Origin of the sequence: Natrinema ejinorense (assembly GCF_002494345.1) — an archaeon.
Taxonomy (GTDB): Archaea; Halobacteriota; Halobacteria; order Halobacteriales; family Natrialbaceae; genus Natrinema; species Natrinema longum.
In genome coordinates this window covers 1,177,360-1,190,539 of record NZ_NXNI01000001.1, presented here as the reverse complement: position 1 = coordinate 1,190,539, position 13,180 = coordinate 1,177,360, and the positions used below count along the sequence as shown (strand labels likewise).

Here is a 13,180-nt window from a genome sequence, read left to right as displayed (position 1 = left end):
TTGACGGTCAGCCGTGGCGTCACGCCTCGGGGACTGACGAGACGGACCGCCGGTATCGGCGGAGCGTCTCGCCGTCCTCGTCGCGGAGTTCGACGACGAATTCCTTCTGCCCGACTACCTCCTCGAGGTCGTTCTCACGGAACGTGAACTCGAAGGGGGGCTCCTCGACGCGTTCGATCTCGCGGTTGCCGCTGGTCACCACGACGCTGTCGATTCCGGAGGGATCGGAGAGCGAACAGGAGACGGTGCCATCCGACCGTGTACACGAGAGATCGGGGTCGATGTCCGCCCCCGAGTCGGTCTCGAGGGCCGCCTGAAAGTCGAGCAACATCGGCGAGATGGGTGCCGTTCCCAGGATCAGGACGATGGTCAGGAAGATCGAGAGGTTGATCTTCGACCCGTTCCGGGCGATCGTTCGGACGATCGGTCGCTCGGCCGTCCGTCGGAGGCGAATCACGAGCGGGACGATCACGGCGTGGGTAAGCGGCCCCCAGAGGATGAGTACGAACCCGTAGGCCCTCACGTACTGGAGGATCGTCCACTCGATGCCATAGGAGAGGACGAGACTCGAGGCCGACCAGCAAAAGAAGCCGAAAAAGAGCAAACCGACGCTCTTGAACAGCCGCCAGATCGGCGTGTTCGCGTAGTAGACGCTCAAGAGGTCCCGCCAGGCCTGGCCGATGACCCCCCTGAGGAACTGAAGTGGCGATGCGGTCGCGTCGGATTCGGAATGTGTCATGATGGGTGAAATCGATCGAAACGGTTCGGGCGGCCGATCAGGCGCCGATCGACCAGAGTTGGGTCAGTAGATACCAGTTCAGCAGGTACGTGATCACGAACGCCGCGAGGAAGACCAGACAGAGGACGAACGTGCCCCGCATTTCATAGGCGTGGACCGGGTCGTCCGGATCCTGTGCCATCCCGAGGCCGCCGTCGGCGACGAGATCCGCGTTCTCCTCGCCGTTCTCGACGCGGTCGCCGAAGACCAGCGACCCGACCGCCACGACGACGAACAGGACGCCGCCCGCGATGGCGAGCAGGGCGAAGATCCCGAAGACCGCGAACAGCGGCGATGCGGCCGAGAGGCTGAATTCCGTCCCGGGAATGTTCTCGACGACTTCCGCAGTTCGGCGCGGAACCCCATAGAGGATGCCGACGTACATCATCATCAGGACGGCCACACCCATCGCAGCCGAGTAGAAGAACGGCTGAATCGATGCGAGCCGTTCGGAGATGTACTGGCGCATGAACATCGTCCGGATCACGAAGAAGATCAGCCCCATGAACGCGACCGTCGTCCCGAGGACGACCGTGGCGTGGAAGTGACCGACCGTCGCGAACGTGTTGTGCCAGGTCATGTTGAGCTGGAGTTGGCCCATCATGACGCCCGTGATCCCCCCGAGGAAGCCAAACAGGATGATCGAGAAGATCGTCGAGGAGAACACCGGGTTCGACCAGGGAGCGGACGTCAGCCAGCCGAACAGGCCGCCGCCTTTCCCCCGCTTGCGTCGTCCGGCCTCGATCCCCGCCGGGATGGCGAACGCGTGGATCAGACTCGCGAACGTCGCCCCGTAGAACGCGTAGGACGTGTTCCAGAGCCGCCAGCCGGTCGACACCGCGGGGTCGGACAGCAGGTGGTGTGCCGCCCCGAGGTTGATGAAGAACAGGTAGAGGATAAACGCGGTCCGTGAGACCTTTTCGCTGACGACCTCCGCGCCGGCGACGACGTGGGTCAGGAAGTACCAGACCGCGATCATCGCCACGAGGTTGATCTGCTGGGTCCCGTGGCCGATGATCCAGTACATCTGGCGGTACCAGGCCGCGTCCCACCACTCGATCATCTCGAGTCGCCAGAACAGGGTGGGAACGAACGCGAACAGGCCGCCGACCAGCGCCTCGACGGCGATGATCGACGTGACGAACGCGGCGAAGCTGACGAGCGGGAGCGTCTTCCCCGGATTCTCGCGCTTCTCGTACCACATCGTCACGAAAAAGGGCAACGCCGCAACGACGGTGCCCAGGATGAAGATTATCGCACCTGCGTAGAACAACGGTGAGATGGGCATCGGGACGTAGGCGGTCAACAGCGGTGCTTCGTTGGGTGGTTCGGTGGTCCAGATGGCGTAGTTGACCAGCAGGGCACCCCCGACCATGACGGCCCATCCTGCCTTCGCGACCATCGTGATCGGGAGCCGTCTGCCGAGCACCATCGGGCCGCCGACGTAGAGGATGGCGATCTCCATGAACACCATCCAGAAGATCAGCAGGTTCCACGCGTGCATGCTGAGGTGCGTGTAGAAGTCGGCAGGCTCGAGCAGCCCGACAACTTCCCAGCGGGTCATCGCGACGGTAAAGGCGAAGATACCGCCGAACAGCAGGGCGATGACCGCCGTGAGACCGAACAGTTTGACGTAGTTGTCGATGGTGCGGTGGACCTCGAGCCCCGTAACCGAACAGGTTCGGAAGCCGTCGTCGCGATACTCGTTGTCGAACAGACCGAGAACGTCGAGTTTGTGTGTCATCGATATCACTCCTCCACGACGATCGTGCCGTGCATGCTCCTGTGGCCCTGTCCACAGAACTCGTTACAGATGATGTGGTAGGTGCCGGGCTCGTCGAAGGTCATGGGGACGACCCACTCGTACCCCGGCAACACCTGCAGATTGATCTGTTTGCTGAGCGCGTCCTCCGGTCGGAGGGAGAAGCCGTGCTGGACGTCGAGGGAGTTGAGGTGGATGTCGTACTCCGTTCCCGCCTCGAGCACGACCGGTGCGCCGTCCCACTGGAAGCGCATCGCCTGCAGGTACACGTCTCGATCGGGCGGGACGAGGCCGTCGTCGGTCTCGGTTGCCCGGTCCTTGTAGTCGCTCATCTTTTCCCGGTACTCGTCGCCCTCGATTCGGAACGTCTCGCCGATCGGGTTCTGATCCCCGACGCGCGTCCAGGCGCTCATCCACCCGAAGAGGATGAGCGACCAGCCGACACCGAGCCCCAGCCAGATCGACTCCCGTCTGTTGACCGGTTGATTCCACCAGTTTCCGTCAGGTGGTTTGATTGGTGACGTCATCGAATCACCCCATGGGAACCGAGAACACGTCTATCCATCCCCACGCGACGTAGGAGACGGCGAAGAACGCGAGCGCTGCTGCCGCGAGCAGCCAGATCCGATCGTAGAGTCGTTGCATCACCGGTTCCGATTCACGCGAGTGTGACGAAGGCATAGCTCTATTCAGCCGGGAGTCGTCGTGGTACTTGCATATCCATTGTCCCGCACATATTCCCTCAGAGTGAGGATTCGACGGCGCTTCGACCATGGCGGCTCGGCTAGTGGCGGTCCACGCCTGCAGTCACGGGTGGAGCGGGACTAGTCGTCACGACCGGGCGAAAACGGGAGCGTGAGCGGGCCGACGTTAGACCGCGGCGACGTAGAGCTGGCCGACGCCGGCGATCACCAGTACGACCCCCGCGACGCGGATCACCCGGTCGACGTAGTTGGCGATGCGACCGGCCCCGAGAGCGTACCCGAACGCCGTCGCGACCGTGACTGCGACCATGAGCGTGCCGAACCCGACGGCGTACGTTCCAAGCACCAGCACCGTCTCGAGTGGCGGCATGGGAAGCGAGCGAAACGCCAGCCCCAGGAACACCGGAAGGACACAGGCCGTCGCCGCGAGGGCGTACATCGCGCCGAAGAGCCCGAACCCCAGGACGGTCGATCGGCGCTCGGGCAGAAGCACGTGGACGGCACCGCTCCCGCCGTACAGTACCCACAGGCCGAGCACGATCAACGCGACGCCGACACCGTACTCGAGCAGTGGGACCGCTCGTCCGACCGTCTCGCCGGCGACGACTGCGGCGAGAGACAGGGAGCCGAGGACGGCCATCGCGCCAGCGGCCGCTGCGAGACCGCGTGCGAGGGTCCCCGAGAGCGGTGGCGTCGTTTCTTCGCCCGTCGCAGCGACGTAGTACCCGACGTAGCCGGGCAACAGCGCGTACGCACACGGCGAGAAGAACGTCGCCACGCCCACGCCGAGGGCGAACACCATCGTCCCGAGGAGTTCGCCACCCGCCACGTCACTCACCTCCGGCGTCGTCGATGGCCGATCGGATCTCGTCGGGCGACTTCCGCCCCCGACCGGACCAGGTCACGACGTTGTCCGCGTCCAGGACGAACGCGTACGGGACGCCCGAGGCGTCGAGCGCTTCCGTCAGTTCGAGATCGGCGTCGAGGGCGACGGGCCAGGTCCCGTCGTGCTCGCGCCACCAGTCCGCGACGTCCGCGCGGGTGATGGTGTTCCCGATCGGTTCGCCGGTCGCCGAGACGAACTGGACGTCCGCGTCGACATCGTCGTGGACCTGCCCGAGCGGTTCCATCATGTCCTGACAGACGGTACACCAGGTGGCGAACAGTTCGACGAACGTCACCCGACCGCGTTCGGGCACCGTCGCGGTTCCGGCCTCGCTCCCCGGCGCGTCGATCGTCTCGAGCTCGATCGGATCGACGGCCGCGCCGCTCTCGAGGGGGTTCCACTCGCCGACGGCGATCGCGCCGCCGCCGAGAGCGGCGAGGCCGGCGGTACCCGCGATGACCTCTCGACGGCGCATGGCTCACCACCCCTCGACGACGGTGCGGGCGTTCTCGACGATCTCGTTCCCGCCGGGGGAGCCGCCCGTGTAGGAGCGTTCGACGAGACCGTCCTTGTTCACGATCAGGATCAACGACGTGTGGACGAAGTGGCGAGCGTGGCCGCCGTGGCCGTTGCTGTCGTCCATCTCGTCGCCCATTCCGTCGCTTCCGTTCATCCCGTCACCGTCTCCCCCGTCGCTCGGTGCGAACGCCACGCCGAACGTGTCTTCGACGACCGCCTCGGCGTCCTCGGGCGTCTCCGGCCGCAGGAAGTACCAGTTGTCGGCGTCGAAGTCTACCCCGTAGTCCTTGCCGTAGGTCTCGAGGACTTCGGCGGTGTCGTGCTCGGGGTCGAAGGTGATCGGGAGGAACGCGATCTCGTCCGCGTACCCCTCCTCGATCGCATCGGCCTGGACGCGCCGCAGGGCCGCGGTCAGGCCGGGACAGACGGTCGTACAGCTCGTGTAGATGAACGTCAGCATCAGGTGGCGCTTCCCGGTGAACTCCGTGGTCGTGACCGTCCGGTCGTGCAGCGGGGCCGGGACTGTCGCCTCCGGAATCGCTTCCCCGTAGATCGGGTGCGGGAGGTCCGCGTCCGCGATCCGATCGTGGTTCTCCGGCGGGTCGAGCACGAGGGAGTCCTCCGCTTCGCTGGACCGACCCAGTTGCGAACAGCCCGCGAGGGATGCGCCGATCGCCGCCGTGCCCGCCGCGCGCAGGAGCGTTCGCCTGTCGATTGGGGTAGGTGTTGGGGTCATAGTTGTAACTGAACCTCGTCGTTCGGTGCGCTAAAGCACCGCCAGGATTCCCGCTCCCTTAGAAGGGGGCGAACATATTCGGCTATATCTGCCGTTTATTCGGTCAGTGCCGCCGTTCGCAGCGACGACCCTCGGACCGAACTGCGATCGTCGCTCCGGTCCCCTGGGCCGATTTCCCGGCGCAACCCAAGTCGGTTCGCGGGTGCGCCGTCAATGATTTACAGTAGTCCGTCGCCGGGTCGACTCGACGGTCGCGCGGACCGGACGCCGACCGTCACGGCCCCTCCTCGAGGATCGGCCGAGTTTCCTCGTTGAACAACTCGATCGCTCGCGCGGCTTGCGACGGGAGTTCGGGCTGGGGGTCGACCATCGCGGGTTCGTCGTCGGGGTCGGGCCAGCCGACCACGATACGGCCGACGTTGCCGGCGACCTCGTGGGAGGTACAGACCTGCTGGGTGTCGACGTAGTCGTAGACGCCCTCGGTCTCGAAGGGGCGCTCGTAGGCCGCGCCGACGCCGCTCAGCCGGTCGCTTCCCCAGGGCTCGATGCCCTCGGGTGTTCGGTGCGGGCCGTGGCCGTCCTCGTGGTAGGCGGTGACATCGTGGCGACCGGTCTCGACGAGCCACTCGACGGTCCCGCCGGGGACGACGTGGACGATCTGCGGTTCGAACTCGGGATTGGGTCGAGAATTCGCCGTAACGGTGATCCGTTCGGCGGGGATCCCCGGTTCGCCGGCGTTCTCGGGCGGCTGCTCGTCGCCGTCGCTCGAGCGGTCGGCGACGTCTTCGAGACAGCCCGCGAGGCCGATGCCGACCGCGAAGGCTGCCGATCGAAGCACGGTGCGACGGGAAATAAACGTCATAGTGGTGGTGTGTGGTCAGTCATCGGTTCCCCGTCCGGGAGGACCGTTCGGGATCCCTTACGGGTCCTCGTCGTAGATGTCTCGAGTGGGCTCGCCGTCGACGTCGATGACGGCGAGGGCACCGCGGCGAGTGGCCCGCGTCAGCGCGTGGTCGACGATTTTGACCGGCCCGGGGACGGGGAACTCCAGCTCGCCGGCGGTGGTCGTCCCGGGGGCGACGGGCGCGGTCTCGATGTTCAGGTCGGGCTCGCTGAGGAGGTCGCCGTCGCGGTAGTAGCGGCTCCAGACGTTGCCGATGGGGTGAAGCGAGCTCAACAGGTTGGGCCCGCCGTTGGCGAAGTACACGCGTGCGGTGTCGCCCGTTTCGGCCGTCATGGGCCCGACGCCGTTCTCGGTGAAGCCGTAGGCCTGGCCGTTGAAGACGACGTAGGTCGGCGACTCCTCGAGCATGGCGTCGAAGTCGAAGCTGTGGTGGCCGGCTTCGCCGACGTCGCCGTCGGTGTAGATCTCGTGTTGGCCGAGGTAGTACTCGTGGTCGACCTCGGGGAGGCCGTCTTCGGGCTCGACGAGGATCGAGCCGAACATCCCCGAACTGATGTGCTGATCCATGTTCGGGATCGCACAGTGGTAGATGAACACGCCGGCGTAGTCGGCGGTGAAGCTGATCCGGGCCGGGTCGTCGCCGGGTGCGATCGTGGTCGCCTCGGCTCCGCCGCCGGGGCCGTAGACCGCGTGGAAGTCCATGTTGTGAGCCGCCATGTTCAGGTCCTCCGGGACGTCGAACGTGAGGTTCACGCGGTCACCGCGCCGGACGCGGATCATCGGCCCCGGCACCTGCCCGCCGAAGGTCATGTACTCGAACGTGACGCCGGGCTCGATCTCGGCCGTCCGCCGAACCGTTTCGACCGTCACGTCGTGCTCGCGGGGCTCGTTCCAGTCGACCGGCGGGGGGATGTCCGTCGGATCCCGCGCGATCCGGTCGACGTCGACCGCCTTCGCTGCCGGCAGCCCGTCTGTAGCGGCCGACTGGTTGGTTTCAGCGTCGTTCTCCGCTCCGCTTTCACCGAGGCAGCCGGCAACCGCCAGCGCGCCGGTCGCCCCGATCGCCTGCATCGCCCGTCGTCGACTGATTTGAGTTTGGGTCATTGTCCTATCTGGATATAGAGGTGGACATATGATCAACCATCGCGACGGTTCCCACAGCATAATAATCCATTCAGCCTAACCCCGTATATCGTGGTCATTTAAATACCCATCCAGTCGACCGTGTGGCCAGCACGGGTTTCGGCCCCCTGTCGTCGGGTGATCGGCCGCTCACCGCGGACCTGCCACTCGAGTCGGTCCTCGCCGGAACGAGTTCTGCCGGTCGATCACCCAACCGAGACGACCGTTCGCGACACATGGAAACCCGATGGGATCGAACCAGCGATCGATGCCCACGGAACTCGATATCGAGTCCGTCGTTCCGGCACCGATAGATATCGACTCGACCGCTCGCGTCGTCAACGGAATCGAGTTGAACGTCGTCACTGCCGGCGACGAGAGCGATCCGCTGGTCGTCTTGCTCCATGGCTTTCCCGAGTTCTGGTACGGCTGGCGGGAGCAGATCGCGCCGCTCGCCGAGGCCGGCTACCGGGTACTCGTTCCCGATCAGCGGGGGTACAATCTGAGCGAAAAACCACAGGGGGCACGAGCCTACCGCACTCGAGAACTCGCGCGAGACGTCCGTGCCCTGATCCGAAGCGAGGGCCGAACGGCCGCACACGTGGTCGGCCACGATTGGGGTGGGATGGTCGCCTGGGAACTCGCGCTTCGGTATCCCGAGGCGATCGATCGGCTCGGGATCGTCAACGCCCCGCATCCGACCGCCTATCGCCGGCAACTCCGCTCGAACCCGGCGCAACTGCGTCGAAGCTGGTACGCGATCGGCTTCCAGTTGCCGTGGCTGCCCGAGTTCGCCTGTCGGTACGACGACTACCGCCTGCTCGAGCGAGCGCTTCGGCGGACGGCCCGACCGGGAACGTTCGGCGACGACGAGGTGGCCGCCTACCGGCGTGCCTGGGGTCGAGACGGCGCGCTCACCGGGATGCTCAACTGGTATCGCGCGGCCACGAGGTACCCATCGACGCCGCCACGCGAGCGGGTCGATGCGCCGACGCTCGTGGTCTGGGGCGAGGACGACGACGCGCTCGTCCCCGCGTTGGCGGTCGACAGTGCGGGGTTCTGTTCCAACAGCCGCCTCGAGATGTTCCCCGCGGCGAGTCACTGGGTGCTCCACGAGGAACCCGACCGGGTAACCGCACTGCTCCGCGAGCATCTCGGATCGGGGTAGAACGGGCCAGTCTCGCGGCGTCGGTCGTGGCCCCGCGGGTCAGTCTTCGGCTCGCTGCTACTGAGCCATCGCTGCCCGGTCGTCGAGCAACTCCTCGAGGTTCTCGAGCGCGCGGAGACAGACCGGCACGTATCCCGACCCCGAGAGCGGCAGCTCGAACGCGATCCGACACCGGTGGTCCCCGAGATCGTCGACGCGATGGCCGGTCGCGGGGAGTCCCGCCACGCGCCAGGCCCACCGGCGCTCGGTACACGACGTGATCCTGAACGGCAGCCAGACGCCCGGAACCCGGATCCGACCGGTCGTGTCGGCTCGAACCCGGCGGTCCGTCGCCTCGACGCCGATCACGGTCGGCGACCACGCCGGCCACTGCGTCGTATCGACGAGGGGGTCCCAGGCGTCGGACGCCGGAACCCCGACGACGTGCGACACCTCGAGGCAGCGACCGTCTCCCGTTCGCGTGGTCCGGACTCGAGTCATGGCCGTTGCTACGCGGTCAGCGACTAAGGGCGTTGCCACGGTGGGAGCGTCGGCGTCGACGAGCGGCTGTGGCGCGAACGGGGGTTCGGAGGCGGACGAGCGGTTCGGGAGCGCCATCGATCACCGTATCTTGACTGTCGTCAGCCGCTAGATTTTACTTGGCTGACTCCTTCCGTCGGGCTAACGAATGGCCATACTCGAGGTAGACGACCTCCGGAAGGAGTACGGCGGATTTACCGCGGTCGAGGGGAGCTCCTTCGAAATCGAGCGCGGCGAGGTCTTCGGCGTCGTGGGTCCGAACGGCGCGGGTAAGACGACCACGCTGAAGATGCTCGCAGGGTTGATCGAACCCACGGCGGGCACCGCCGTCGTCGCCGGACAGACGCCCGGCGAGCCCGCGATGCAGCGCCGGCTCGGCTTCCTCCCCGAGGAATCGCCGCTCTACGAGGAGATGACGGCGATCGATTACCTCGAGTTCTTCGCCGACCTCTACGACGTTCCCGCGGACGTCTCTCGGGAGCGGATCCACGACTCGCTGGACCGCCTCGACCTCGAGCACCGCGAGCGGCGCATCGGCAACATGTCCAAGGGGATGCAACGGAAGGTCGCGATCGCGCGTGCCCTGGTGAACGATCCCGACGTGTTGATCTTCGACGAGCCGGCGTCGGGGCTGGATCCGCTGACGACCAACTACATCATCGAGTTCACCCGCGAACTGAGCGACGAGGGGAAGACGATCGTCTTCAGCGCGCACAACCTCTTCCACGTCGAGAGCATCTGCGATCGGATCGTCATCATGAACGACGGCCGGATCGTCGCCCGGGGCAGCCTCGAGGAGATCCGGGACGCCCACGGCGGCACCGAATACCACGTCTACGCGACGGCCGACGGGAGCCGCGCCGTCGACGGGCACTCGCCGATCGAGGTCACGCGCGAGAACGGGCAGATCCGTCACGTCGTCGGCGACATGACCGCCGTCGATGCCATCCGGGAGGGCGTCGAATCGGACGGGGGCCGGGTGACCGACATCCAGACGAAGACACCGAGTCTCGAGGAAATCTTCCTCGAGGTCGCGAGCGAACCGGGGAGGACGGAGGCGTGAGCGACGGCCGTCTGCAGCGGCTCCTCTCGCACGTGCTTCGGTTCGCTCGTTGGCTCCGGGGAACCATCGCTCGCACGAGCCGGATCGCCCGCTGGGAAGTCTCCCGGAGCCTCGGCACCGTCGACCGGAAGACGGCACTTACACTCCTCGCGATGGTGCTCGTGGTCGGCGTCGCGGGGGCTTCCGTCGCCGACGACGGCCCCGGTCTCGAGCGGGAACTCTACGTCGTCGGCGTCGACGAGGACAGTCAGTATCACGACGTCGCGGTCGAAAGCGAGGAGTTCCGGGCGATACCGCTCGAGGACGTCGAACGCGAGCACGGGGACCCGGCGAACGTCGACCTCGTGGTGACACAACGCGGGCGGATTACACACGCCGGCGACAACGGCGCGGCCGCCTACGAGGCGTTTCGCGGCTCGATCACGGCGTACAACTCGAGGCTCATGGAGAACGAATCCGATCGAGCGGCCGCCTATCCGGTTTCCGTTTCGATCGAGTATCAGCAACGCGATCCCGGCGGGGCGACCGGTTCCGGCGTCACCACTGGGGACGAAACCGATGCTGGGGACGGCCCCGACAAGGGGGCTGGTGGCGGTAGTGGAGACGGATCGACGACCGTCGGCGGTGGTGATCGCAGTACCGACGAGACCGGGGGAGACGGGGCCCTGCAGGTTCCGACCGTCGATGACGGATCGACGACGGCGCAGACGCCCGGCTCGATCGCGCCGCCGTTCCCATTCAAATCGCTCGTCCTCGCGTTCCTGTTCATCGTGCCGATGAACTTCGTCATCCAATCCTACGGAAGCACGATCATGGACGAGCGGGTCAAGCGGCGGGGTGAACTCCTGTTGGTGTCACCGGCGTCGCGCTACGAAATCGTCGCCGGAAAGACGCTGCCGTATCTGCTCGGACTCGTCGGTGTCGTCGTCGCTGTCGCCGTCGCAATCGGCGGCGGCCCGTTGGCCGTCGCCGGGGCGATACCGATCGCCGTACTCTTTCTGGCGTCGACGTTCATCGGCGCGATGCTCGCCCGCTCGTTCAAGGAGCTAACGTTCGTGACGGTCACGATCAGCGTCGTGCTGACGACGTATACGTTCATTCCGGCGGTCTTCACGGAGGTGAACCCGATCGCACTGATCTCGCCGCTGACGCTGGTCGTGATGGACCTGCAAGACGAGTCGGTTCGACTGGGGGAGTACCTGTTTTCGACCGGTCCGTTCTATCTCAGCGCGGCCGTCTGCTTCCTGCTGGGGATCGGCGTCTACCGCGAGGAGGACATGTTCGCACAGAAGCCGATCCCGGCGAAAGTCGTCGACGCGATCGCGAGGCGGATCCACGGCTCGTGGAGCATCCCTCTGCTGTCGATCCTCTTCATTCCGTTCGTCTTCGCGGGCCAGCTCATCGCCGTTGCCCTCCTGTTCGTCGTTCCACAGGGCGTCGCGTTGCCCGTCATCGTCGTCGTCGCCGCAGCGATCGAGGAGGTCGCGAAGAGCATCCACGTCTACGCCGGCTTCGCCCGCTCGCGGTTCGAGCCGACGCTGCGGACGGCCGCCGTCGTCGGCGCGCTCTCGGGGGCCGGTTTCTTCGTCGGGGAGAAAGTCACCCACGTCGTCCAGTTCGTCGGCCTGCCCGAACTGTCAGTCGGCGCCGCCGCCTTCGGCCCCGCCCTCTCGAGCGATCCGCTGATACTCCTGCTCGTCTTCCTCGCACCGCTTGGCTTACATGCGGTGACGGCCGTCACCGCTGCGCTCGGGGCGAGTCGCGGTCGAGCCGGCTACGTCGTCGGGCTCGTCGCTGCGACGGTCCTCCACGTGACCTACAACCTGGGGGTGTTCCGGCTTGTCGCGTGAGCGCGACCGCGATCGGGAGTCGATTCGACGCGGGCCGAACCCGCCGGCGCGACCGGACGGCGGTGTCGATGCCGGCTCGAGCTGGGGTGCACGCTGGGCCATCGCCCGCCGAGAACTGGCGTCGCTGCGCTCGGAGAAGACGATCCTGCTGGCGCTGGCGATCCAGCTCTTCATCGCGGGGTTCTCCTCGTTTCTGGTGGTCGGACTCGTCTCGCTGTACGATCCGGGATCGATCGACGACTACCAGACGACGGTCGCCGTCACCGGCGACGACACCGAGGAGTTGCTCGCGGCTACGAGCGAACAAAGTGGGGTCACCGCCCGGCGCTACAGCGATCGGGGGACCGCCTACGACACGTTCGAGACCGACGACGTAGCCGCGGTTCTCGACGCGAACAGGACCGACGACGGCCGGCTCAGCGTCAGGGTGACCGCGCCCGAGGAGGGGCTCCGGACGACCCTGCTCGTCGTCCAGCTACGGAACACCTTAGAGCACGTCGAACGCGTCGAGCGCCAGCAAAACGCCGACGCGGGCCGGCTCGAGCGGTCGCCGGTTCCGGTCCCGTCGCAGATCCAGGCGAGTCCCTACGTGGGGTTCACGTACACGGTCTTGCTCCCGCTGTTGTGCTTCCTGCCGGTGTTCATCAGCGGCTCGATCGTCGTCGATTCGGTGATCGAGGAGCGCCAGCGCGGAACGCTCGAACTGCTCCGGGTCGCCCCGCTGTCGCTCGCGGACGTGATCGACGCGAAGCTACTGGCGATCGCGGCACTGGCACCGATCCAGGCGCTCGCCTGGCTCCTCTTGCTGGCGGTCAACGGGACCACGATCGCGGGGCCGGCGGCGTTGATCGTAGTGGTGGCCGCGCTCTCAGTGCTCGTCGTCACCGTCGGGACCGGGATCGCGCTGTGGGCCCCGGATCGACGACAGGCCCAGTTGCTCTACTCGGTGGCCACCGTCGGCGCGCTGGTCGTCGCGACCGCCCTTCCGGAACACCCCGCGAACACGGTCGCGAAGTTCGCGATCGGAAACCCGACGGCGACGACATGGGGACTGCTCGCCGCCTACTGCCTGGTCGCCGTCGGCGCGTTCGTCGCGCTCAGGCTTGCCATCGGCCGACTCGAGGGTGGTTCGCTGTAACGCCTCGAGCGAACCTGGCTGTCGCGGACCG

At 66.4% G+C, this 13,180-nt stretch carries 13 protein-coding genes; 4 read left to right on the top strand and 9 right to left on the bottom strand.

The window, feature by feature from the left end:
* Window positions 1–19 precede the first annotated feature (19 nt).
* The 8 genes from CP557_RS05910 to nirK form a co-directional block, all read right to left on the bottom strand.
* Complete coding sequence (locus CP557_RS05910) at window positions 20–739, bottom strand: hypothetical protein (protein ID WP_097379063.1); 720 nt, start codon at window positions 737–739, stop codon at window positions 20–22.
* Window positions 740–776: 37 nt separating this feature from the next.
* Entirely contained in the window at window positions 777–2,522 is a 1,746-nt protein-coding gene (locus CP557_RS05905) for a cytochrome c oxidase subunit I (RefSeq protein WP_097379062.1), read from the bottom strand.
* 5 nt (window positions 2,523–2,527) lie between these two features.
* Window positions 2,528–3,067, bottom strand: a complete 540-nt coding sequence (locus CP557_RS05900) for a cupredoxin domain-containing protein (protein WP_097379061.1) — start codon at window positions 3,065–3,067, stop codon at window positions 2,528–2,530.
* 343 nt (window positions 3,068–3,410) lie between these two features.
* Entirely contained in the window at window positions 3,411–4,073 is a 663-nt protein-coding gene (locus CP557_RS05895; protein ID WP_169924414.1) for a cytochrome c biogenesis CcdA family protein, read from the bottom strand.
* 1 nt (window position 4,074) lies between these two features.
* Window positions 4,075–4,605 (bottom strand): TlpA family protein disulfide reductase, encoded by a 531-nt coding sequence (locus tag CP557_RS05890; RefSeq protein ID WP_097379059.1) that lies wholly within the window; start codon window positions 4,603–4,605, stop codon window positions 4,075–4,077.
* A gap of 3 nt (window positions 4,606–4,608) precedes the next feature.
* Window positions 4,609–5,385: an SCO family protein gene (locus CP557_RS05885; protein WP_097379058.1), complete on the bottom strand. Its 777-nt coding sequence runs from the start codon at window positions 5,383–5,385 to the stop codon at window positions 4,609–4,611.
* Between the two features lie 274 nt (window positions 5,386–5,659).
* Window positions 5,660–6,247: a plastocyanin/azurin family copper-binding protein gene (locus CP557_RS05880; RefSeq protein WP_097379057.1), complete on the bottom strand. Its 588-nt coding sequence runs from the start codon at window positions 6,245–6,247 to the stop codon at window positions 5,660–5,662.
* Between the two features lie 57 nt (window positions 6,248–6,304).
* A complete protein-coding gene (gene nirK, locus CP557_RS05875) occupies window positions 6,305–7,393 on the bottom strand; it encodes a copper-containing nitrite reductase (protein ID WP_097379056.1) in 1,089 nt (362 codons plus the stop codon).
* A gap of 286 nt (window positions 7,394–7,679) precedes the next feature.
* On the opposite strand from nirK, the gene CP557_RS05870 reads away from it, so the two are divergent.
* Window positions 7,680–8,579, top strand: coding sequence for an alpha/beta fold hydrolase (locus CP557_RS05870; RefSeq protein WP_394340607.1), 900 nt, complete (start codon window positions 7,680–7,682; stop codon window positions 8,577–8,579).
* A gap of 57 nt (window positions 8,580–8,636) precedes the next feature.
* Here CP557_RS05870 and CP557_RS05865 read toward each other — a convergent pair whose 3' ends face one another.
* A complete protein-coding gene (locus tag CP557_RS05865; RefSeq protein ID WP_097381543.1) occupies window positions 8,637–9,059 on the bottom strand; it encodes an SRPBCC family protein in 423 nt (140 codons plus the stop codon).
* 187 nt (window positions 9,060–9,246) lie between these two features.
* On the opposite strand from CP557_RS05865, the gene CP557_RS05860 reads away from it, so the two are divergent.
* The 3 genes from CP557_RS05860 to CP557_RS05850 are packed head-to-tail and all read left to right on the top strand — an operon-like array spanning window position 9,247 to window position 13,149.
* Entirely contained in the window at window positions 9,247–10,161 is a 915-nt protein-coding gene (locus tag CP557_RS05860) for an ABC transporter ATP-binding protein (protein ID WP_097379054.1), read from the top strand.
* Complete coding sequence (locus CP557_RS05855; RefSeq protein ID WP_097379053.1) at window positions 10,158–12,011, top strand: ABC transporter permease subunit; 1,854 nt, start codon at window positions 10,158–10,160, stop codon at window positions 12,009–12,011. The genes CP557_RS05860 and CP557_RS05855 overlap by 4 nt, the downstream gene beginning before the upstream one ends.
* A complete protein-coding gene (locus CP557_RS05850; RefSeq protein WP_097379052.1) occupies window positions 12,001–13,149 on the top strand; it encodes an ABC transporter permease in 1,149 nt (382 codons plus the stop codon). The genes CP557_RS05855 and CP557_RS05850 overlap by 11 nt, the downstream gene beginning before the upstream one ends.
* Window positions 13,150–13,180: the final 31 nt, after the last annotated feature.

What these genes read in the sequence shown, in the direction of transcription:
- CP557_RS05880 (WP_097379057.1), bottom strand. Translation starts at nt 6,247, where the DNA reads ATGACGTTTATTTCCCGTCGCACCGTGCTTCGATCGGCAGCCTTCGCG.
- CP557_RS05860 (WP_097379054.1), top strand. Translation starts at nt 9,247, where the DNA reads ATGGCCATACTCGAGGTAGACGACCTCCGGAAGGAGTACGGCGGATTT.
- CP557_RS05870 (WP_394340607.1), top strand. Translation starts at nt 7,680, where the DNA reads ATGCCCACGGAACTCGATATCGAGTCCGTCGTTCCGGCACCGATAGAT.
- CP557_RS05890 (WP_097379059.1), bottom strand. Translation starts at nt 4,605, where the DNA reads ATGCGCCGTCGAGAGGTCATCGCGGGTACCGCCGGCCTCGCCGCTCTC.
- nirK (WP_097379056.1), bottom strand. Translation starts at nt 7,393, where the DNA reads ATGACCCAAACTCAAATCAGTCGACGACGGGCGATGCAGGCGATCGGG.
- CP557_RS05865 (WP_097381543.1), bottom strand. Translation starts at nt 9,059, where the DNA reads ATGACTCGAGTCCGGACCACGCGAACGGGAGACGGTCGCTGCCTCGAG.
- CP557_RS05905 (WP_097379062.1), bottom strand. Translation starts at nt 2,522, where the DNA reads ATGACACACAAACTCGACGTTCTCGGTCTGTTCGACAACGAGTATCGC.
- CP557_RS05900 (WP_097379061.1), bottom strand. Translation starts at nt 3,067, where the DNA reads ATGACGTCACCAATCAAACCACCTGACGGAAACTGGTGGAATCAACCG.
- CP557_RS05910 (WP_097379063.1), bottom strand. Translation starts at nt 739, where the DNA reads ATGACACATTCCGAATCCGACGCGACCGCATCGCCACTTCAGTTCCTC.
- CP557_RS05885 (WP_097379058.1), bottom strand. Translation starts at nt 5,385, where the DNA reads ATGACCCCAACACCTACCCCAATCGACAGGCGAACGCTCCTGCGCGCG.